Below are 21,950 nucleotides of genomic sequence, written 5' to 3'. Positions count from 1 at the left end.
ATCTAAGGAGGATGTTGTCATCATGACGATTCGTCATCATCAAATCATGTATTTGCTTCTGTTCCTCCTCCTAAGCAGCGTAGTTTCCCCCGTTTCGGCTTCGGCCGATTCTGGGGATGCTGCATCTTCTTCCGTGGAGTCAGCGGAGGAGCTTGTCGTAGGATCAACATCGCTAGGGAAGGCTTCCATCGGCGGGGATAGTTACATGGAAGTCACGGATCTCATGCTGCTGCCTGGCGATCAGGATGGGATAGTTACCTTCACGGTGCATGTCCATAACGGCGGTGTGAGTGAGTTGTCTTTCAAGAATTATTGGGTGCGTCTGCAGTCCAAGGCTGGAAGTACCTTTACAGCCAACCAGTTAGCGCAGAGCGGTGATACGAACCGGATCGCACCAGGTACAAGCGAGATGTATAGCTTTTATGCGAAAGTAAGTGCTTCGACCGAGCTTCAGGATCTCGTTATTAAGCTCGTTCAGTTGGATTTCTCGGTGTCTGGCTTTGAGCGAGTGGTGGGTCAAATGTCTCCTTCTGCGGACTACAGTGTGGCGACACCAGTGGGAGCGAATCGCTCGGTTCGAATCGACGGTACGCCATTCTACGCGAACATTCATCGGACGTCCATTAGTCGAAATGAGGATAACTATTTGCCGTCGATCTATTTTGAAATGGAAAATAAGGGGACAGGTAGCATCAAGCTGCCAGATCTGAGCTATTTCATTCGCACCGCCCAAGGGCACATGTATCCGTTGCAAGCGACGAAAGTGGGTAAAGGCATGGAGCTGCAACCTCTAGCTGAAAAGGAAGGGCTGCTCAGCGGGTCTATTCCTAGGGAAGCGGGTGCGGAGGGTTGGCAGCTTGTCATCACGGAAACGACGACCACAAGTGACGGCAAAAGCAGCTTGAAGCTGCCGGTTGCTTTTTTCAAAATGCCGGAAGCTGTGGAAGTTGAGGTTTCGCTTGGGAACGACTACGAATTCTCCAACAAGTCAGGCACCTATACCGCACGGTTGACATCTCTGCAGCGATTGCCATGGGAAGATCAAGACATTTTGGCGGCTAATATCACATTGACCAATAAAGGGAATCAGGCGCTGCCCATTCCGGATTTGAAAGGTTATTTTGAACTTGATGATGCGGTTACTGTTGAGGCGAGTTTAATTCGGACAGACCGTGTGATCAGCCTTCAACCCGGGAAAGAGGTCCATCTACAGCTAGCGGGGAAAATACCGTATACGAGCGATTTCAAGGATTTGAATCTCATTTTGCAAGAGAAGACTGCGGATAACCAAGTGAGTGATTTGCTCACGTTTCATCATAATAAAGAGCTGATGGGGATGAAAATGATTCCTACTGATGGGACGAGAACACTGACAGATATTGGTCAAAGTGCTGCTTATTCTGTTCGCTCCACGCAAACGTTCGAAGGTGAAGGTGCTGATTTATTCACGGTTCAGTTGCGTGTTGAAAATTTGGAGAAGCGGTTCACTGATCTGCGGAAGCAGGTTGCCCAATTTAAGGCGGAAGACGGCACAGTGTTCCCTGCGCATATGACAGCGATCAACAATAAGATCATACCGGGTGGCAAGGCGCTTATCTATATCTATGGTACGATCCCGAAGGGGTATAAAACGGCAGACTTGCAGCTTATTCTGGGGGATGCGGCAACGTTTCAAGGCACAGGTTCGGGTAAAGGAGCCAGTGAAGACGAGGTCGGCTACGTTAACGCTGCTTCCTTCCAATTACCGGATGAAATCGAAGATCCGAAGAATGGCTTCGCTGAGCTAGATGTGTACCCTTATACTCTTACATTAAGTCACATAGGGACACAGATTAATTTTGCACAAGGAACCGTCATGCTTGATTTCGACTATGATTTAAAAAGGGATACCTTCGTGGAAACGAGCATGAAGGACCATTCGTTAATTGTTGAGCTGAGAGACGAATTGAGTGAGAGTGGGAAGGAGATTATCGTGAGCCAAACATATGAGCTGGATGGGACGGATCCGATCAAATCTCTGCAAGTAGGCTTCCACGATACCACGATCACGTACACGAACAAAGATACCATTTATAAAATTCGTGATATGAAGTCGTATCAATTGAATGTCTACCACCAATTCCAAAATGGACAGAAAAAATTACTAGCAACCAAAGAACTAGATTGGTTTATTTATACAGACTAGCCTAAGCTAATTTTAAGCTAGCCTTCATCTAATCCCTTTATACTGAAGCCATGTGTGAGGTTGCGGGTAACGCTTGGGAGGAAAGTTGATGAGAATACTCGTTGTGGAAGACGAGCTGCCTTTGCTGCAAACGATACGAACGTTGCTGGTGGAAGAAGGCTACCAAGTGGATGCGACAGCTTGCGGCGAAGAGGGCTGTTATTTGGCAGAGCAAGGCATCTACGATTTAGTCGTGCTCGACCGGATGCTGCCTGGGATGGATGGCGTCAAGATTGTACATAGTTTGCGAGCTAAGCAAGTTCTGACGCCGATCTTGTTTCTCACGGCCAGAGATAGCGTTGAGGATATGGTAAAAGGGTTGGATTCCGGTGCCGATGATTATATGACGAAGCCTTTCGGGGTACCGGAATTGCTCGCAAGGGTACGGGCGCTGCTGAGAAGGCGCGGAGGAATCGAGGTCGAAGATCGCCTATCCTACAATCAGCTAGTGCTGACAGGCAGAACGAAGGAAGTTGCGATTGCTGGGCAACCGTTGGAGCTGACACTGAAGGAATTCGAGCTGCTCGAATATTTGCTGCGCAATCGCGGGCAAATTCTGACGCGTGAGCAAATTTGTCTACGGGTCTGGGGACTGGATTCGGACGTAGGGTCGAATGTCGTAGATGTCTATGTCTTCTATTTGCGCAAAAAATTGAAGCCCTTCGATTACGATCACATGATTCATACGATTCGCAACGTGGGGTACATTTTGAAGGAGAATACCTCATGTTCAAAAAGACCCGAATTCGTCTGACAGCATTGAACGCGGTTGTTTTCTTCGTCATCATCGTCTGTCTGGGTGTGGTCGTCTATACCGAATTGCGACATCAATTATATGCCAAAGTCGATGAATCGTTACAGCAGAGAGCCCAGCAGGATACACAGTTTTTCTATACCAAATCTCAAATGTTGACGCCTAATCCGGATGATCCTGCAGATGGAACGATGAAGAAGACATTAATTCAGGTTCAAGGGATTGATCCTCGTGTGTTTTTGGTCATGTGGGATGATCAAGGGAACTCCTATCCCATATTAACCGGGGCAGGGATGCACAAAGAGGTGGACGCCTTCAAGCCTTATCGATCCCTCCCCATGCCTCAAACGGTTAACATAGCTAATCATTCATATCGTGTATATGCTGTTCAATACGAGCAGCCGAAACTGATGAATCTGAAAGTATTGACCGATATTTCCCAGGCGAAGGGACTAGATGCCATTACACCATCAACGATTTTTACCGATGCTACGACCAAGATCGTATCCATTCAAGCCATAAGTCTCATTGACTCGGAGCAAAATATGTTGAAGCAATTGTTCGAGCTTATTTTGATAGGAATCGTGATAGGTGGCGCTATAACAGTATTGGCGGGGATGTATCTAGCCAATCAAGCGCTGCGTCCGATTAAGCAGTCCTGGGATAAACAGCAACAATTCGTTGCTGACGCTTCCCATGAGCTGCGGATGCCGTTATCGATTATTCGGGCGAATGTCGAGCTCGCTTTCCGTCATCCGGATCGCTCGATTCTGCACATGAGTGAGCCGTTGTCGGTGGTTTTGGAGGAGTCGAAGCGTATGGGCAGGCTGACGGAACAGCTTTTGACGCTGGCGAGAGCGGATTCCAATCAAGAGGAACTCATGCTGAAGCCGTTGCAGCTGTCAGAGGTTATCCACGAAGTCGTGCAGAAATTCGAACCGTTAGCGGAGCTGAAGCAGCAGAAGCTGGAATCGGATGTCGAGAGTGGGATTGAATTGCTGGGGGATGCCGAACGGATCCATCAGCTGCTAGTTATTCTGCTCGACAACAGCATGAAGTTTACACCTGCTGACGGAACGATTCGTGTCGTTGCTCGGAAGAAGGGCAACGACATTGAGTTGGTGGTAGAAGACACGGGAGCTGGGATATCGGCAGAGGATCTGCCGTATATCTTCGACCGCTTCTATCACGGCGACAAGTCGCGGACGCGCAGCACGGGGGGCACGGGACTCGGCCTCGCGATCGCGAAGTGGATCGTGACCACGCACGGCGGTGAAATCACCCCGTCTAGCGTGCTGGGGCAGGGAACGAAGATGGTGCTTCGTTTCCCGGTGTTGCAGCGGCGGGGGTAGTGTTGTGTAAGAGAGCCGATCCTGTGGATCGGCTTTTTCGTGTATTTAAATTGGACGTGATGTTTAACAGGCTGACTGCGAGCTTGGGTAGTTGTAGTTGTTATTGGAGAAGTAGCAGTAGTGTGCTGTGCGCTCAGTTGAGTAGCTAGTTTTCAAATAACTGTAAAATGTACAGCTAATTTTGCCGTACTACCTAAGTTTTAGCAAATAGATGGAGAAATGGACCTCTGTCAAGAAAGTAGACACCTACTAAGAGAAATTAACTAACGCTTTTGTAATATAGTTCTTCAAATCGATCAGGCGAGACATAGCCCAAAGAACCATGGATTCTTTTACGGTTGTAAAAGAGTTCAATGTACTCGAACATGTCCTGTTGAGCCTGTGCCTTTGTCCAAAATTTCGTACAGTAAACAAACTCCTTCTTTAATACGCTGTGGAAGGATTCGATGCAGGCATTATCGTAGCAGTTGCCTTTTCGGCTCATACTTGCTTTCATTTTGTAGGTTTCAAGTCTTTCGCGGTAATCTTCCGAGGCATATTGTGAGCCTCGATCTGAGTGATGCACAAGCCCTACTGGGGGTTGCTGCGCCACATAAGCTTGGTCTAGTGCAGCCAGGACTAACTCTGTTGTCATGCGGTCTCCGAGCTTCCAACCTACAATTTTGCGCGTGTAAAGATCTAAAACACTAGCTAAATACAACCGGCCTTCACGGCACGGAATATAGGTAATGTCAGTGACCCAGACTTTGTTAGGTGCGGTTGTTTGAAAATTTTGATTTAGCAAGTTAGGTGCAATCGGTGAATCGTGGTTTGAATCCGTCGTGTTCACTCGAAACTTCTTAGAAACGCAGGAACGAAGCCCATTGGCTTTCATTAGTGAACCAACTAGTCGTTCAGATACCGTCCAGCCTTCACGCACGAGTGTCTCTGTGATTTTAGGGCTGCCATACCTACCAAAATGGTCATGAAATATGAACGTGATTCGAGCTAAGAGCGCAGTTCTGCGCTTCTGGTAGCTATTCACCGCCTCTTTTCCAAGTAACCATTTATAGTAACCGCTCCGGGAAACCTCAAGCGTCTGACACATCTTCTCCATTGAAAATTCGGAACGATGCTTTTCAATGAACTGGAACCTTAGTTCTTTGGTTTGCTGAAGATGTGTACGGCCTTTTTTACGATCGCAAGTTCTTCTTGAGCATCTGCAATGAGGCGATCTTTATCTGCAAGTTCGCGGTCTTTCTCTTTCAAAAGCTGTTCTAACTGGCGGAGTCTTTCTGGTGTTGCAATGGATTCACTTTCAAACTGTCTATATTTCGCTACCCATTGGTGCAGGGTTCCTGCCGGAATGTTCAATTCCTCGGCTATCTGCGTTACCGACTTCGTTTGTTCTTGAATAAATTTTACCGTCTGTTGTTTAAATTCATCATTATACCGTTGCCGCTGTTCACCCAAAATGAACACCTCCTGATAAGATTATTATCCTCATCTCTTAACAAGGTGTCTACTTTTTATTCTAGTTCCAAAAGTACAGCTAATATGACCATGATGGGCTGTTTGGTGTATTTTGGCGGAAATTAACAGCATGAAATCCATCTATTGCTCCAAAATGGGGAGAATCAGCAAAATTAGCTACATTAACTCCATTTATTTGTTTAGTGCGGCGGAGAAAAGGCCGGGCAATCGAAGCGGCTTTTAAACTACACGTGCTTCGCTCCGCCTATTATTTCCGTTTCCTATACTCACTGGGGGTCATCCCTTTAATCCGCAGAAATGTGCGTGAAAATGTGGGGTAGGAGGAAAAGCCAGATTCATACGCTACCTGTGAAATAGGAAGATCGGAGGAATTCAATAAACTGCAAGCATGACGAACTCGAAGTTCATGTAGAAAGTCGACGAAATGAATGCCAATGGTTTCGCCGAAATGTGTACTTAACAAGGTCGGATGAATGTGAAATTGTTCGGATAATGATGTTAAGGATAAAGGTTCCAAGTAATGATCGTACACATACTGGATGACGGACCAAATACTTTTCCTGACAGCGGAAGACTGTTTCTCTGCATGTGTGGATTTGTTGTTATCTCTGCCACGGACAAATAACGATAATGCTTCCAGCAATAGAGCTCTGAGCATAATTGGCTTCCAGGTTAGCGATGAATTGTGTTCCTTATATAATTTCTCCCACAGTCGCAGGCTTTCCTCATAAGCTTCGCCTTGCAATTGAATATAGGTCGGTTGGGCGCTATCGAGGCCGAGAAACAGATCATGCAGCCCCCAAGCGGATTCGGGTCCAGTGGTAATTAGCTTCATGTCAAAATTACAAATGTACATCGATAACGTCTCATCAACGTCGGCTCGGTACTCGTGGATCTGATACGGAAGCAGCAAGACCATCGTGCCGGGCAGCATTTCGTGCTCGACTCCGTTTATCCGCTCTTTTCCTTTGCCCTCAAGCACTAACGAAAATTCAATGAAATCGTGACGATGAGAGAAGACAGAGGTATACTTCTTCTTTTTCATATGAAATGGAAAATCTGTATCGATATTCGGGTATTCGAAAAGATATTGTGGGTACATTAGGTTCTGTTTCACCTCCTGACCAAAGTAGCTCTATTATATCTGTTCCTATTTCGTAAAGAAATGATAGGATTTATAAAAAAATGAAATATGAGCCGATCTCCTCCGAGCTACAATACAGGCATAACGTAACTACTATTGTGCGCGAGCAGCGCGAAGGAGAGAACGAACACCATGAACACGACAAAGACAAACAGTAAATCGTATCGCGGGATTTTCACAGCACTTCTGACGCCAATGTTCGAGAATGGCGACATTGATTTCCAGTCTCTGGCTCGGTTGGTTGAGCATCAAATCAAGCAAGGTATCCACGGCTTTTACGTTGGCGGAAGCACGGGAGAAGGATTTATTCTGACAAGTGAAGAGCGTCAGCAGGTGTTGGAGGCGGTTGTTAAGGCTGCGGCAGGTCGTGTTACAATTATTGCCCATGTCGGCAACATTAGTACAAGAGAATCGATCAAGTTGGCCAAGCATGCTGAGCTCCAAGGCGTCGATGCGGTATCCGCGGTCGTGCCGTTTTATTATAAAGTAACGATGAAAGAAATTCGCGAGCATTACGAAGCGATTATGGCAGCTGTGTCATTGCCAATGATCGTTTATCATTTCCCAGGAGCAACGGGAGTTAACCTGTCAATGGACTTCTATGAGGAGATGAGCCGTAATCCGCAATGCATTGGTGTGAAATTCACATCGCTGAATCTGTTTGAAATGCAGCAAATTCGTGCGCGTTGCGGACAGGATTTCCTCATTTATAACGGACATGATGAAGTGTATACAGGCGGTGCTTATGCAGGTGCGGATGGTGCCATCGGAAGCACGTTCAACATGATGCCTGGTTTGTTTGCAGAGATGTTTAAGATTATCTCATCGGCGGAACAGCCTCTAATGGCTGCTCTGCAGGCGATGCAAGCAGAAGCTAATGAATTAATTGCACATATGATTCAGTTCGATGTCATTGCTTATGAGAAATACATGCTGTATCTCCAAGGTGTCTTATCTACGCCAACCGTCCGTCAGCCGTTGAAACAATTTACAGCGGAAGAGCGCGAACGTATCGAACAATATTATGCACAGAGCGATGTACTGCGTCGTCATTCGTTGTAAAGACTGAGTGTTAGGAGGGAACTGTCTTGATTTTGGACTCGATTAGCCATTGGGAGAACAATAAGTGTCAATACGGCGAAGTTGTACGTCGAGCACTTACGGTTATCTCTCATTTGAACGTCACTGACATGCCGTCTTTGCTCGAAATAGACGGAATGAGAATGTATGTGATGAAGCAAACGCCTACGACAGCTACTTTTGAGGAACGGCTTGCTGAGAGTCATGCGCAGTATGCGGATATCCACCTTGTGGTAGAAGGGGAGGAATGGCAAGGCATCGCCCCTGCCTCTCCTCATAACAGCAGCGTGGAAGATCGATTGGAAGAGAGCGATTACGCGTTATTCGAGCAAGTCGAGAAGGAGTCGCGCGTTCAGCTGCTACCGGGTGATTTTAGTATCTTTTGGCCTGGTGAAGTTCACCGTCCGAACTGTCATCCTAAGGGTGTAGTTCCTTTAGTGAAGTTAGTTGTGAAGATTCATCGTGATATATTTGAGTGAAACGAAACGACATCCCGATCATGGTTACTGCTGAGCACAGTCGATGATCGGGATATTTGTAGTTAGGATCAGTGTAATTCATAAAAACCGCTTACTTTTAGTTTTATTTGAAAAGGGAGGTGATTGGTGTTCATTCCATGGGGACGGACCCATTCGTAATCACGATCATAGCTGATGTCCACTAGAGTCCATAGAAGCCCATGGCCTATGAAATTATTTTTGAGCGCAAACTTGGATAATGATCGGATTATCCGCAATAACCCCCTTCTCAAGACAAGGGGGTTTATGATACACTCAACTTGTCTGATAACCTGATAAGTTTACGAAAGAAAGTGGGGCTTCTCCTTATGAAGGTTTCCTTATTTATTACGTGTTTAAGTGATGCACTATATCCGAAAGTTGGCGAAGCAATTGCACGTCTGCTTGGGCATTATGGCGTCCTGTTAGAATTGCCGACGGTGCAAACGTGCTGCGGCCAGCCTGCCTATAACAGCGGCTACTGGGATGAGGCGCGAGCAACAGCGAAGACGATTCTTACCGCATTTGATGATAGTGACTTTGTGATTTCGCCATCGGGCTCATGCACGTATATGATTCATCACTATCCGAATTTATTTAAGGATGAACCGGAGTGGTTGGAGAAAGCCACGCAGCTTCAGAACAAAACGTATGAATTTACACAGTTCCTCGTCAATGTGCTAAACATCGAAGATTTGGGCGCTGTGTTTCCACATAAAGTAACGTACCATCCGTCTTGTCACGGAAGTAGGCTGCTCGGCGTGAAATCAGAGCCACTCGCACTCCTCCAAGGCGTTAAAGATCTGGAGCTAGTGCCGCTTCCTTTTGCAGAAGATTGCTGTGGATTCGGTGGAACCTTTGCAGTGAAGATGGCGGATATCTCTGGTGCGATGGTGCAGGAGAAGGTCGATCATGTGAAGGAAACCGAGGCTGAGGTGCTGGTCGGTCTGGATTTGGCTTGTTTGATGAATATTGCGGGTAATTTGCGCTATCGAAATGAGCCGGTGAGGGTGATGCATCTGGCGGAGCTGCTATATGAAGGGGTGAAGCGAGCATGAGTCACACGACGAGTAAGTCAACAGTTAAGGAGCGGGCAGACCTCGCACTGAACGACGAGTTTTTGCGCAAAGCGGTGAAGTTTACGACAGAACGGCTTCGCGGTGGTAAACTGAAAGCAGCAGCTGATCACGGCAATTGGGACGATTGGCGCGAGCGCGGCAGACAGATTCGTTTGCACACGATCGCGCATTTGGATTATTACTTAACGACGTTTGCGAACAATGCGAGAGCGAATGGGGTTCATGTGCATTTTGCCGATACGGATGTCGAGGCTGTTCAAATTTCCTTGGAAATCGCGGCTGCCAAACAAGCCAAAACTGTCGTCAAATCCAAATCGATGGTGACCGAGGAGCTGCATTTGAACAAGGCGCTGGCCTCCATTGGGGTTGAAGCGATTGAGACGGATCTAGGCGAGTACATCATTCAGTTGGCGGACGAAACACCTTCCCACATCATTATTCCAGCGATTCATAAAAATAGATATCAAATCGCCGACCTGCTCTCCAAAGATGCTGGGGAGACGTTGGCTCCCGACACGACGATTCTGGCTGGCTACGTTCGCAAGAAATTAAGAGAGAAATTCCTTGAAGCGGATATCGGGATGACGGGTTGTAATTTTGCCATTGCGGAGAGCGGATCGATGGTCTTGTTCGAAAATGAAGGCAACGCCCGCATGGTCACAACGGTGCCCAAAACGCAAATCACGCTCATGGGGATGGAGCGCATTATCCCGACGTGGGCGGATCTTGAGGTCATGGCGACCTTGCTCCCACGTTCAGCAACAGGGCAAAAGCTAACCGTGTACATGTCCGGCATCACAGGTCCGAGAAGAGAAGCAGATGCGGATGGGCCGGAAGAGATGCACATCATCATCGTCGACAACGGGCGTTCGCAGCAACTCGGCGATCCCGAGTTCCAAGAGCTGCTTAACTGCATCCGCTGCGGCGCTTGTCTGAACGCCTGCCCGGTGTACCGCCATATCGGCGGCCATGCCTACGGCGGCACGTACAGCGGCCCGATCGGCGCGGTGCTCACGCCAGCGCTCAAGAAAAACGTGGCGGAATGGGATGACATCGCCAATGCTTCAAGTCTTTGCGGCGCCTGTTATGAGGCATGCCCAGTGAAGATCCCACTGCACGACATGCTCGTGTCGCTGCGCCGCCGTAAGGTCGAAAGCGGCCATGGCGATAAGATCGAGGCCGCAGGTATGAAGGGATTTGCTGCGTTGATGGGGAATTCGAAGCGTTTCAACGCCGTGCTCAAGCTGGGCAGAATTGGTCAAAAGCTCGTTGTTCGTGACGGCGGCATCCGCCTGAAGGTAGGACCGCTCAAAGGGTGGAATTCCTACCGCGTGACGCCAAGCCTGCCGAAGGCATCCTTCCGAGATGGCTGGAAAACACTCGAGCAAGAAATTCGCCATGGTCTTACAGAGGCTGATCCTGCGATTCAAGCAAGATTAGCAGAAGCACTGGCTGCACGAGGCAAAAAGGGAGGACATCATCATGGTTAAACGCGACATAACGCCCGAGTGGCAGGAGAAATTAACGAAGCTAGACCAGCAATCGCTGGTTGAGCAGGAGCGTTTCATCCAGGGCATCGCCCAGAAGTTAGGGCGCGCTCGTGTGATCGAGAAGCCAGCTCACCCTTTCCAAGGGGCTTCAGATAGCTGGAAAGCGTTCAACTGGTCTCCAGAAGAACGCATCGAGAACTTCACGGCGAACTTCCATGCCGCAGGCGGGCACGTCGTCCGTGTACCTTCGATGGAAGCGGCGAAGGCAACCATCCAAGAACTCGTGGGCATGTTAAGTGTTAAACGAGTTATCCATCAGGATCAAGCGGAATTACATGCATTGGAACTAGAAGAAGCTCTTCCAGACGTAGACCTCTCGATCTGGAACACCGATGAGGATACGAACTGGAAGGCCAGCGCAGCGAATGCTGATCTGGGGATTGTCCTAGCCGATCATGCGGCGGCTTACACAGGCTCGCTAACTGTGTTATCATCGAAAGAAAAGGGCCGATCGGTGAGCTTGCTCCCTACAGCATTAGTCGTCCTGTTGCCGGTTGAACGATTGCAAACGAGACTAGGCGAGATTCTCGCCCCACTCGATCAGATAGCAAGGAAAGATCTGCCTGCCGGCATTCACTTCATCTCGGGTCCGAGCCGCTCGGCGGATATTGAGAACGATTTGACAATCGGTGTTCACGGTCCAGGGATTGTGCACGTGCTACTTATCGGATAGAAGAGGTATTCCTATGGAAGTTACGAAGCTGCAGAAACAGAATCACTATGATGAGATCGCTCAGCAGATCAAAGAGATGATCATTCAGGGTCAGTTGAAGATGGGCGACAAGCTTCCTTCTACCAAAGAGTTGTCCGAGCGCTTCGGCGTCGGTCGTTCCACGATGCGTGAGGCTCTCAGCGCCTTAAAGGCGATGGGCCTCATCGAGATTCGGCAAGGGGGTGCTTGCCGTGTCATCCGGCAGGCGCCCGCGGAGGTTTCTTTGCCCGAGTGGACAACACTGCGGATGAATCGAACCACGCTCCTGGAGCTCATGGAAGTGCGGCAATCTCTTGAGATTTCGATCGCTGCTATAGCTGCGCGGAAACGAACGACGGAGGACCTAGCTCAGCTCCAGCGAATCATGCAAGACATGGAGAACTCCGTGGGCGATGATGCGGAGGGGGAACGAACCGATCTTGCCTTTCATGAGCTGCTCGTGCAAGCGACACACAACGCCATCATGGTGCAGACGTGTGACTCGATCCGCAATGCGATGGAAATGATGATTCGCGATATTCGGCGCGCGGAGCTCTACGCGAATCAGGAAGTGGCTGTTCAGCTTTTGAAGGAACATAAAGTGATTCATGAAGCGATCCTCAGCGGAGATCCGGTGCTGGCATCTCAAGCGATGCGTGTTCATCTGGAGCATGTTGAAAGTATTTTAATCAAATATATTTGAATAGCCAGAGGGGCTTTCCACAACTCGATGAGGTGAAGGGAAGGCCTCTTTTTGGTATATGAGGGTACTTGCAGGTGTTATAGTCTGTGAAACCGACTAACTCGGAAGAAACAGAGGCCCTGCAGGTGAGTTAGTCTGTGAAACCGAATAACTCGGAAGAAACAGAGGCCCTGCAGGTGGAATTAGTCGATGAAACCGACTAACTCGGAAGAAACAGAGGCCCTGCAGGTGAGTTAGTCTGTGAAAACGACTAATTCCAGGCGAGGGGCAAGCAGGCTCGAAGGTGGCCTACCGCTCTTTTAATGCACCAAACCCGTGCTCTCGATTTTCACATGAGTCTCCACCACGAACTTAACCTCGGGATAAACAGACTGCCAATGCTCCCAATCCTTCTCTTTGCCAAAATACTGTCCCAAATAATGAAGCCCAAAGCCATAAGGGTCAACCTTGGCATCTCTGATTTTGTAGAGGAGAGCCTCAACGGTTTGGTTGACATGCTGTTCAAGTTGCGGCTGAACCTTATGAATATCCAAGCCTAACGTACCTTGTTCAACTATGCCTGTAAGATTGAGTTTCAGCTTGATGACCGGAATATCTGCATTGGAAATCGAGATATGGCGGGAGACTCTGGCGACATAGAAGGCAAGCGGTTCCCCATTATATGTGATCGTAATCCCTGACTTGCTGAACTCATTCGCACTCATATTATACAGCTGAGTCTCAGGTGGGTTGAGAACGATACGCTGATTGGTTTTATTCATCAAAGCAAGATGCTCAACGACATAAGAATCACCATCAAAGCTAATGATCGGAAAATAGGGATCTAACCCTTTTTCTTTGAAACGTCGGAAGGTGTCAAACAAAAGCTCTGTTACTGTGTAAGGAGACACCGTTCCCTCTTTCCCAAAAGTAAGAAAAAAGGAGTTACCGGAAAGTCTCTCGGTAGTTGGGTTCGACTCTAGCAGCTTGCTCGCAGTAGGTTCAGCGACAGCTGTATAAGAAATAAGTTGAATGTCGCGTCTTCGTGTAAGCCAATTCAATGGCTCTTCTAAGGACTCCTTCGTTAAACTAGCGCCAAATAGAAACATCCGGCAATGACCGAAATCAAGCTCTTTATCGACATGAGCTTTAAGATTTCTGACGGCTTCCGCAATGCTCTTGGCTTCTTGATATTCGATCTGGCTCTCTGCCAGCCCCTCGCCAACTTTAGAAGCGGGAATGGCAAGCCGCAAAGTGACGAGATAAGGTTTATCCTCTTTGCCTGTCCAATCGACACCCATGGCGACGACAAAGAAACGCTTGTCGATATCTTTAAAGCTGCAACCGCCAAGACATGTACAGATAAGTAGAAGGGAAATACAGGTGAGAAATGTTTTCATAGGCGTACCTGTTCCTTTTTTTGCTTCCATACAAAATAAAGCATCAAGAAAAGGAAATAGATTTCAACGAAAAATCGAAGGATTAGCCAGCCCTCAGAGAAGTATTGATTTCGCTCCAGATTGACAATACGCATGAACAGGAGAGTAAGTAAGCCAATGCCCACTCCGAGCCATACGTTCATCCAAGGAACAGGGTCTTCTTCAACTTCAGTTGCGCCATTAATTGAGTAGCGAAGCAACATGATGGTCGTATGCCAGGTATTCATGACGAACAACAGCGATAACCCTGTGAAGAGGAGCAGGAAGACGAACAAGACACGGTTAATAAACCCGTATTCCGTCACCATGGAGTCAGCCGTCATACTCCAGAGGTACACATAATTTTCAACCCCAACCGTACCATGAAAACCGATAGGCACAAAAAAAGTAACCAGCAAGAATAATATGCCAAATAGTGGCACGATCCAGCGAAAATGAAATTTAAAACCTACGGTATACAGCCGATTAAAAATAAGGAGGCTGAGATAGCCAGAGAATAGGAAGGTAGAGGCAGCAATCGTCATGAAAGAAGGAGGCTTATTGACATAACCAGCTACATAACGAATCGCATCCCAGTTAATGTTTTCATTGAATATAGCTTTCATGATAAACAAAATGAGCAATGGTGAACTAAGTATGACCATAATTTCATGAATAAATTGGACAGTACGTGTAGATCGGCTGCATGCCCATACGGCTGCGGTTGCCATGAGAAGCAGGTTCAGAAAGGGGTTAATGTCGGGGTAAAAGAACATGCGAACCGTTTCTGAATAAGCATAGATCACGATAATTCCAGCCGGTAACCAAAGACACAGCGCGGCAAATAAGATATTGATTTGACGAAACCAACGTGGCGTATACCGATCACATATTTCCGGGAAGCCGAGTCCTGGAAACCGTTCGAAGCAAGCCATGGTGCCAAGCGAGAGGATGGAGCCAATAACCATTGCGACCAGCATGCCCGAAACGGCGCCATTGAACCGATCTCGAATCAGCAGAGAGGGGACGAACATCATGATATTAATCAAGCCTACATAGAGCACATGATAGTAGGTATAGCGTGACATGATTTACTTTGACCCCTTTCTAAGGTTGTTGTGGTGTGCTTTCGCCTCAAGTTTGGGGATGTAGAAGGCCAAATAGGGTTGGCCAAAGCTTCGAAGACTACACCAATAGGAGATTAAGATGAAGCCAAGGACGACGACACCGAGCAACCCGAAGAAAATGGCAGCTATCACAAAGATGTATTTAACGAAGCGGACCGAGTAGCCGAAGCCGTTATTTGGAATGACGAAATTGGAGATCGCCACAACGGAGGTCACAATAATCATAATGGAGCTTACTAACCCGGCTTGTTGGATAGCTTGACCCAGAATGAGCCCCCCAACCGTTGTGGCTGTCGAGCCCACATATCGCGGTAACCTGAGGCTAGCCTCGTTCAAGGCTTCGATCATGAATAACATGATGAAGACTTCGATAAAGGACGGATAGGGGACGACGACACGGCTTCCTGCGATCGAAAGGGTCAATTGGACACGAAGCACTTCAGGATTGTAAGAGACGATCGCAATATAAAGAGCGGGCAGTGTAATCGTTAAAAGCATGGCGAAATAGCGAAGCAGGACGAGGCACTTGCTCATCCAATAGGATTCATAGTCATCATCCATGGCATGTAGGAAATCAAAGAGCCGTACAGGAAGAACGAGTCCGAAGCGGCTTCCATCTTGAAGAAGGGCAATCTTCCCTCGTTCGAGCATGGCTGCGATACGGTCGGGTCTCTCTGTTTGAAGGATGATCGGGAAAAAACGATGTCTCCGTCCCGAGAGCGACTGCATGAGCTGGCCGGCAGCTTGGAGAATTTTGATTTGTATGGTGGAAATCCGCTCGTTTAAAAGTCCAAGTACATCTTCATTGACCAGGTCTTTGTCATAAAGAACGGAGACTCGCGTGTTCGAAATTTGTCCAATTGTATGTGTTTCTACACAAAGGGAGGGCGCATTATAACGCATCCGAACGAGGCTAATATTTAAATCCAAATCTTCGGTAAGCGCACTCTGAGGCCCCTGAATGGCAACCTCAACCTGAACGGTATCAGGCTTGTCTTGGAACTTCCGCTGTACATCAAAGCGATAGACCTGCTCTTCAATTTGAAAGAGGACAGTGCCTTTGAGCAGCAGGGACGTCCAGTGCTCGGAGTGATCCGCTTTGCCGAAGGCAGGGTTCGAATTCAGCATACGATCGAATTCTTCAGGATTAAAGCAGTAAGAGTAAGGAACGGTTAATCCATTTTTGATTAGTGCAAGGTCACAAAGAGATGGGAAGTAAATCACTTCCATTTGCATATAGCCATTGTCTAGGGTGTCATAGAATAGGTCAGCTGGATTATTCAATTCAGCACGGATGCGTTCAATCATGCCAATCCCCCCAAATTCCCTTACATTACCATGCGGCTTAGCGTGCCCTGAAAGGGAGGAGAATAATCAGAGATTGATACAATCGAAACAGCGACAGTCTTGGACGAGTAATTAAAGTCCTAGACCTGTCGCTGTATGTTTAAACGTTGAAAAGTAATACCGGGTAGTTAGATGCAGCGCCAGCTACTTACATCGCACCGCTATGACAGGCAGGGGTTCACAGGGTTCATGAATCTCACTCAATACTTGAGGGTAGATGTTTCCGATTTTCCATATACCATTGAAAGATCCAAACGCAGAAAGTGAACCAGAATCCGCTAGCTAAATATGCGCCGACAACGTCACTCGGATAATGGACACCGAGATAGATCCGACTGCTGCCAATCATAAGAATCATAAGGATACTAATACAAATGACGATCGTTCTGCCACTTTTCGAAGGGACGTGTCGCCAAAGCAGGAATGAAAGAGCAGCGTACAACGCGAAGGCAGTCATGGAATGACCACTCGGAAAACTATATCCGGTTTCTTCAATCAGTCTGTGAAGCGTAGGGCGCTCCCGTTGAAAAACTAACTTCAAGAGCTGATTCAAGATGGCTGTGCCAGCCACGAGGACTAGGAATAGAACTAATTCAAGTCGGTGATTCAGAAATTTAAATAAGAGAAATAGGGAACATATGGAAATGGTAATTACAACGGGCGTTGAACCGATGAATGTGAAACATTTCATGATGGTAGTCAGCCATGGAGATTCCATTCCTTGAACGACAGAAATAACTCTGCTGTCGAATTGTGCGATCCATCGCCCTTTTATAAGGGAAGCAACTACGCTAAAGCAGATAACCGAAAGAATGCTTAGGACTAAGAAAACAGTTATTTTTAATTTTGATTTTGGTTGCATCGTGAAGTTAGCCCCAGTCGATCAGATCTATGGAAGATAAGGCAGTCGTGCAAACTATTTACATTACCTTCATTTAATTATATTAAACAATTGTCTGCCAAGGTGCAAAGGGGCGATGTCATCGGATATGTCTAGAACCGTAAGTGCCATAGGAAAACGATGGATGGATTTCAGGTAGGAGGAGCAGGATATAGAGATAATGGGAATTGGGAGGAAGTTATTTTATGGCTATGGGGAGAAGTATTGCTGAAGGGCACGGTTTCGATTATAATGAATTGCGCGAAGTTTGGCTCAAGGCCCTTCGGAGCATAAAAAATAACAGACTTCGTCATCGATTGAGTAAATATGTGTTGAAATTGACTATCTATGGACCTACAGCTGAATGCTGCAGGTCTTTCTTAGTAGTTATTCGCTTAATCGACAAGACTTCTTCGACACACTTCTTGTCGTAGTGCTTATAACTATCATATAATAGTAATAATATTTTATCGATTGGCTTATTAATTGATACAGAAAAGGTGTGTGTCTAGGCCGCGACTTGGCTTGCTGTAACGCGAAGCAGGCGCGCCTATATCCTTTCTGCAAATTTCAGGGTATAAGGATGGTAAAAATGAGCAACAGACAAACGAAAACAGACGTCATCTTAATCGGTGCTGGCATCATGAGTGCGACTTTAGGGACACTTCTGAAGGAATTAGTCCCAGAATGGGAAATTAAAGTCTTTGAGAAGCTCGAAAATGCTGGAGAGGAAAGTTCCAACGAATGGAATAATGCAGGTACAGGTCATGCGGCACTGTGCGAGCTTAACTACACTTCCGAAAAACCAGACGGATCTATAGATATCAGTAAAGCTATCCAAATTAATGAACAGTTCCAGCATTCCATGCAGTTCTGGTCTTATCTTGTAAACAGTAAGTTAATCCGTGATCCGCAAGACTTTATCATGCCATTGCCTCATATGAGTATGGTTCTAGGGAAACAAAATGTATCGTTTTTGAAGAAACGGCATGAAGCGATGTCGAAGAACTCCCTATTTCAAGGGATGGAATTTTCCGATGACCCTAAAAAGCTAATGGAATGGATTCCGTTGATTATCAAAGATCGTCCATCAAATGAACCGATTGCGGCAACCAAAATTGACTCCGGTACGGACGTTAACTTTGGCGCTTTAACGCGTATACTATTTGATCACTTAAAGAAGAAGAACGTTGATATCAAATACAAACACAGCGTTGATAATTTGAGACGTACTAGCGATGGCTCGTGGGAATTGAAAATACGCAATATCAATAGTGGCAGTGTTGAGCGCCAAACAGCTAAATTCGTCTTTATCGGCGGAGGCGGTGGAAGCCTGCATCTGCTGCAAAAATCCGGTATTCCAGAAGGTAGAAATATCGGAGGATTCCCTGTAAGCGGCATATTCATGGTATGTAATAATCCAGCTGTTGTCGCGCAGCATCATGCCAAAGTATACGGCAAAGCGAAGCTGGGCGCACCGCCAATGTCAGTTCCGCATTTGGACACACGATTTATCGATAACAAGAAATCGTTGTTATTTGGACCATTTGCCGGGTTCTCGCCGAAGTTCCTGAAGACCGGTTCTATGTTCGATTTGGTAACTTCCGTTAAACCGAATAACCTCGTGACGATGTTGTCGGCTGGTGCCAAGAACATGTCATTGACGAAGTACCTGATCGAGCAAGTGATGCTATCGAAAGAAAAACGGATGGAAGAGCTGCGGGAGTTTATCCCAAGTGCCAAAACCGAGGACTGGGAGTTAGTTGTAGCGGGTCAACGTGTACAAGTTATTAAAGACACGGCTGCTGGCAAAGGTACGCTTCAGTTTGGTACGGAAGTAATTAGTTCAGCTGACGGCTCCTTAGCAGCTTTGCTCGGTGCTTCTCCTGGAGCTTCTACCGCGGTTTCGGTTATGCTTGAGCTAGTAACGAAATGTTTCCCAGAGCATGTTAAGGAATGGGAACCGAAAATTAAAGAAATGATTCCGAGTTACGGTGTGTCACTTCTGAAACATCCAGAGCTTATTGATGAAATTCATACGTCAACTTCACGGATTCTTGGTCTAAGTGGAAAGAAATCGTTAGAGGTGTCACGTTAATAAATAGTGGGGAATTCAGCTTAGCGGCGGGATTCCTTTTTTTGTTGTATACATGACTCCCACGGGGCAAAATAAAAAGCACCACTTGGGTGCTTTGTTGGATTCAGCTGGATGTTCAATTCAGAAGAAGCTGACTTTTTTACACCCGATTTTTGTACACCCGCATTGCAAAGAAATAGGCTACAATCAAAATCCCAACGCACCACGCAAGCGCGACCCATATCTCATTGCCCACTGGCTGCTCTGTCAGTAGTGCACGTATGGCGTTCACGATCGAGGTCACCGGCTGGTTTTCGGCAAAGACGCGAACGATCGTCGGCATTGACTCGGTCGGCACAAACGCCGAACTGATAAACGGCAGGAAGATAAGTGGATAGGAGAATGCACTGGCACCTTCAATCGTTTTTGCGGACAGTCCGGCAATCGCCGCAACCCAAGTTAAGGCCAGTGTAAACAACGCGAGTATGCCTACTACGGCGAGCCATGGCATTATGCCCGCGGACGAACGAAAACCCATAAGCAACGCTACAAGAATGATGACGATTAGGGATAAGGCGTTGGAAACCAGAGAGGTCAGCACATGCCCCCAAAGCAAGGCGGAACGTGAAATCGGCATCGTGTGGAACCGCTCGAATATACCTCGCTGTTTATCCATGAACAGGCGGTAAGACGTATAGGCTATGCCGCTTGCGATCGCCATAAGCAGGATGCCTGGCAACAGGTAATTCACATAGTTATCCGTTCCGGTTTGAATGGCACCGCCTAACACATAGACGAACAGCAGCATCATGGCAATTGGCGTGATGCAGACCGTGATGATGGTGTCTATACTGCGGAAAATATGGCGCATGGAACGTCCAAGCATAACGCTAATATCGGTGAAGAAATGATTTTTTGCCGTTTCCATTTACTTCGCCTCCTTTTTGCTGACGATAGAGAGGAATATGTCCTCTAATGATGGCTGTTTTTCAATATATTCCACTTTTGCAGATGGGAACAGTTTTTTTAGATCCGAGAGGGTGCCGCTGGCGATAATCTTACCTTCATGCAGAATAGCAATTCGGTCTGCAAGCTGCTCAGCCTCCTCCAAATACTGCGTGGTTAGGAGTACTGTCGTGCCGCCATCGGCAAGCTCCTTGACAATCTTCCAAACCTCGATGCGTGCCTCGGGGTCAAGCCCAGTTGTCGGCTCGTCGAGGAAAATAATCTGCGGATTACCCACAAGGCTCAAGGCGATGTCGAGCCTGCGGCGCATACCACCCGAATACGTAGACGCCCTGCGGTCGGCGGCATCTATCAAGTCGAAGCGTTTAAGCAAGTCGTCCGCAACCTGACGCGGATCCTTGAGGTATCGCAGCTTCGCGATCATGATCAGATTTTCCCGTCCTGTCAAAATTTCGTCCACCGCGGCAAATTGCCCAGTCAGAGAGATGGCCTGCCGAACATGATCGGGTTTTGACGCAACATCGTATCCGTTTACGGTGGCAGTTCCGCTGTCTTGTTTGAGCAGCGTGGTGAGGATTTTGACAACCGTTGTTTTCCCAGCCCCGTTGGAGCCGAGAAGGGCGAAAATACTGCCCTTTTCCACCTCGAAATCAACGCCTTTAAGGACTTGATGCTGCTTGTAGGACTTGTGCAATTCAACGACTTGAATCGAATTAGTTGGCATAAGTTTTCCCTCCTTATCGAACAGTTACTTTAGACAAATCGGCTCCCATACCTTTAAGAGATGCATAAGTCAGTTTATCCATGACTGCGCCGTCAAAGCAGATGGTTTTGAAGGCACGGTAATACTTATTGGTCAATGAAAAGAACGCTTGGAAAGACACATTCTTGAATATAGCGCCTTTAAATGAAACTTCGTTTACTGCCGATTTATCAAATTTAACGCCGATAAAGGTTTGCCCGTCAAAATTCAGCCCGCTCAAGTCGGATAATTCAAAGTTCACGCCGTCAAAAATACAATTTACAAAGACTGTTTTCCTAAGGTCGATCTTGCTTAGCGTGACATCGGTTAGTTTTACACCTGTGAATTTGGCACCCTCCATCCCCGAAACGCTGAAGTTGGTACGTACAAGAGTCGATTCATTGAAGCTTACATTTGTAAGGTCAGTTGCAGTTAGGACACAGTCCGTCAGATTGGCGCGGTCAAAATTGGCATCACGTAGATCACTGGTCTTAAATGAACTTCCGGTTAAGTCAGCGCCTGCAAAGTCGGCACCGCGTAACGCGCTAGCATTAAATTGACCTTTATGAGCCTTAACGCCTGCAAAGTCGCTCATTGCCAGGTTGCTTGCGCTAAAGTTAGTCACTAATTGCCGTTCCAGCGAGCGGGAGAGGTTGGCGACTTCTAAGATCGTTTGTTCGATGTCGCCGATGCTCTCAATGGTCATCGTAAACGCGGTTTCATCGTCTTTGCCCTCAGCTTTGAGTTCACGGTAGCGCTCCTGCAAATCGGAGTGCAGATCTGTCTTTAATTCAGTGACGCTTTTTACCCCATCATAGGGTGTGAAAACACCGTTCAAATAGTTCGTTAATTTCTGATTCATCATAG

General features: G+C 47.2%; 20 protein-coding genes. 10 read left to right on the top strand and 10 right to left on the bottom strand.

Annotated features, from left to right (window positions below):
* Window positions 1-22 precede the first annotated feature (22 nt).
* The 3 genes from ACSQ8O_RS25340 to ACSQ8O_RS25330 all read left to right on the top strand — a co-directional run bounded on the left by ACSQ8O_RS25340 (window position 23) and on the right by ACSQ8O_RS25330 (window position 4,330).
* Entirely contained in the window at window positions 23-2,185 is a 2,163-nt protein-coding gene (locus ACSQ8O_RS25340) for a hypothetical protein (protein ID WP_436243874.1), read from the top strand.
* An 88-nt stretch (window positions 2,186-2,273) separates the two neighbouring features.
* Window positions 2,274-2,978, top strand: a complete 705-nt coding sequence (locus ACSQ8O_RS25335; RefSeq protein WP_436243873.1) for a response regulator transcription factor — start codon at window positions 2,274-2,276, stop codon at window positions 2,976-2,978.
* Complete coding sequence (locus tag ACSQ8O_RS25330) at window positions 2,951-4,330, top strand: sensor histidine kinase (protein ID WP_436243872.1); 1,380 nt, start codon at window positions 2,951-2,953, stop codon at window positions 4,328-4,330. Before ACSQ8O_RS25335 ends, ACSQ8O_RS25330 begins: the two co-directional genes overlap by 28 nt.
* Window positions 4,331-4,589: 259 nt before the next feature.
* Here the strand turns inward: ACSQ8O_RS25330 and ACSQ8O_RS25325 are convergent, their stop codons facing one another.
* The 3 genes from ACSQ8O_RS25325 to ACSQ8O_RS25315 all read right to left on the bottom strand — a co-directional run bounded on the left by ACSQ8O_RS25325 (window position 4,590) and on the right by ACSQ8O_RS25315 (window position 6,920).
* Window positions 4,590-5,453 carry an IS3 family transposase gene (locus ACSQ8O_RS25325; RefSeq protein WP_436241980.1) on the bottom strand — a complete coding sequence of 288 codons (864 nt, stop codon included), beginning with the start codon at window positions 5,451-5,453 and terminating at the stop codon, window positions 4,590-4,592.
* 11 nt (window positions 5,454-5,464) lie between these two features.
* Window positions 5,465-5,791, bottom strand: a complete 327-nt coding sequence (locus ACSQ8O_RS25320; protein WP_436241574.1) for a transposase — start codon at window positions 5,789-5,791, stop codon at window positions 5,465-5,467.
* A gap of 259 nt (window positions 5,792-6,050) precedes the next feature.
* Complete coding sequence (locus tag ACSQ8O_RS25315; RefSeq protein ID WP_436243871.1) at window positions 6,051-6,920, bottom strand: AraC family transcriptional regulator; 870 nt, start codon at window positions 6,918-6,920, stop codon at window positions 6,051-6,053.
* Between the two features lie 159 nt (window positions 6,921-7,079).
* On the opposite strand from ACSQ8O_RS25315, the gene ACSQ8O_RS25310 reads away from it, so the two are divergent.
* From ACSQ8O_RS25310 to ACSQ8O_RS25285, 6 genes are all read left to right on the top strand, one after another.
* Window positions 7,080-8,009, top strand: a complete 930-nt coding sequence (locus tag ACSQ8O_RS25310; protein ID WP_436243870.1) for an N-acetylneuraminate lyase — start codon at window positions 7,080-7,082, stop codon at window positions 8,007-8,009.
* A 26-nt stretch (window positions 8,010-8,035) separates the two neighbouring features.
* The gene (locus ACSQ8O_RS25305; protein ID WP_436243869.1) at window positions 8,036-8,506 is read left to right on the top strand and encodes a YhcH/YjgK/YiaL family protein; all 471 of its coding nucleotides are present in this window, start codon (window positions 8,036-8,038) and stop codon (window positions 8,504-8,506) included.
* 347 nt (window positions 8,507-8,853) lie between these two features.
* Complete coding sequence (locus ACSQ8O_RS25300; RefSeq protein WP_056618519.1) at window positions 8,854-9,582, top strand: (Fe-S)-binding protein; 729 nt, start codon at window positions 8,854-8,856, stop codon at window positions 9,580-9,582.
* Complete coding sequence (locus ACSQ8O_RS25295) at window positions 9,579-11,093, top strand: LutB/LldF family L-lactate oxidation iron-sulfur protein (RefSeq protein ID WP_436243868.1); 1,515 nt, start codon at window positions 9,579-9,581, stop codon at window positions 11,091-11,093. The genes ACSQ8O_RS25300 and ACSQ8O_RS25295 overlap by 4 nt, the downstream gene beginning before the upstream one ends.
* The gene (locus tag ACSQ8O_RS25290) at window positions 11,086-11,826 is read left to right on the top strand and encodes a LutC/YkgG family protein (protein WP_436243867.1); all 741 of its coding nucleotides are present in this window, start codon (window positions 11,086-11,088) and stop codon (window positions 11,824-11,826) included. The genes ACSQ8O_RS25295 and ACSQ8O_RS25290 overlap by 8 nt, the downstream gene beginning before the upstream one ends.
* Before the next feature lie 13 nt (window positions 11,827-11,839).
* A complete protein-coding gene (locus ACSQ8O_RS25285) occupies window positions 11,840-12,547 on the top strand; it encodes a FadR/GntR family transcriptional regulator (RefSeq protein WP_436243866.1) in 708 nt (235 codons plus the stop codon).
* A gap of 299 nt (window positions 12,548-12,846) precedes the next feature.
* On the opposite strand, the gene ACSQ8O_RS25280 is transcribed toward ACSQ8O_RS25285, so the two are convergent.
* The 4 genes from ACSQ8O_RS25280 to ACSQ8O_RS25265 all read right to left on the bottom strand — a co-directional run bounded on the left by ACSQ8O_RS25280 (window position 12,847) and on the right by ACSQ8O_RS25265 (window position 17,280).
* Complete coding sequence (locus ACSQ8O_RS25280; protein ID WP_436243865.1) at window positions 12,847-13,926, bottom strand: Ger(x)C family spore germination protein; 1,080 nt, start codon at window positions 13,924-13,926, stop codon at window positions 12,847-12,849.
* A complete protein-coding gene (locus tag ACSQ8O_RS25275) occupies window positions 13,923-15,032 on the bottom strand; it encodes a hypothetical protein (RefSeq protein WP_436243864.1) in 1,110 nt (369 codons plus the stop codon). Before ACSQ8O_RS25275 ends, ACSQ8O_RS25280 begins: the two co-directional genes overlap by 4 nt.
* Before the next feature lie 3 nt (window positions 15,033-15,035).
* Window positions 15,036-16,379 (bottom strand): spore germination protein, encoded by a 1,344-nt coding sequence (locus ACSQ8O_RS25270; protein ID WP_436243863.1) that lies wholly within the window; start codon window positions 16,377-16,379, stop codon window positions 15,036-15,038.
* 235 nt (window positions 16,380-16,614) lie between these two features.
* Entirely contained in the window at window positions 16,615-17,280 is a 666-nt protein-coding gene (locus tag ACSQ8O_RS25265) for a phosphatase PAP2 family protein (RefSeq protein ID WP_436243862.1), read from the bottom strand.
* A 610-nt stretch (window positions 17,281-17,890) separates the two neighbouring features.
* On the opposite strand from ACSQ8O_RS25265, the gene ACSQ8O_RS25260 reads away from it, so the two are divergent.
* Window positions 17,891-19,396, top strand: a complete 1,506-nt coding sequence (locus tag ACSQ8O_RS25260) for a malate:quinone oxidoreductase (RefSeq protein ID WP_056618547.1) — start codon at window positions 17,891-17,893, stop codon at window positions 19,394-19,396.
* Window positions 19,397-19,535: 139 nt separating this feature from the next.
* On the opposite strand, the gene ACSQ8O_RS25255 is transcribed toward ACSQ8O_RS25260, so the two are convergent.
* The 3 genes from ACSQ8O_RS25255 to ACSQ8O_RS25245 are packed head-to-tail and all read right to left on the bottom strand — an operon-like array spanning window position 19,536 to window position 21,945.
* Entirely contained in the window at window positions 19,536-20,303 is a 768-nt protein-coding gene (locus ACSQ8O_RS25255) for an ABC transporter permease (RefSeq protein WP_436243861.1), read from the bottom strand.
* Entirely contained in the window at window positions 20,304-21,065 is a 762-nt protein-coding gene (locus tag ACSQ8O_RS25250; RefSeq protein WP_436243860.1) for an ABC transporter ATP-binding protein, read from the bottom strand.
* Window positions 21,066-21,078: 13 nt separating this feature from the next.
* Window positions 21,079-21,945 carry a pentapeptide repeat-containing protein gene (locus ACSQ8O_RS25245; protein ID WP_436243951.1) on the bottom strand — a complete coding sequence of 289 codons (867 nt, stop codon included), beginning with the start codon at window positions 21,943-21,945 and terminating at the stop codon, window positions 21,079-21,081.
* Window positions 21,946-21,950: the final 5 nt, after the last annotated feature.

The organism is Paenibacillus sp. LjRoot56 (assembly GCF_964253335.1).
Taxonomy (GTDB): Bacteria; Bacillota; Bacilli; order Paenibacillales; family NBRC-103111; genus Paenibacillus_E; species Paenibacillus_E allorhizoplanae.
Note: the sequence above shows the minus strand (reverse complement) of the source record. Positions and strands in the feature narration are given on the sequence as shown.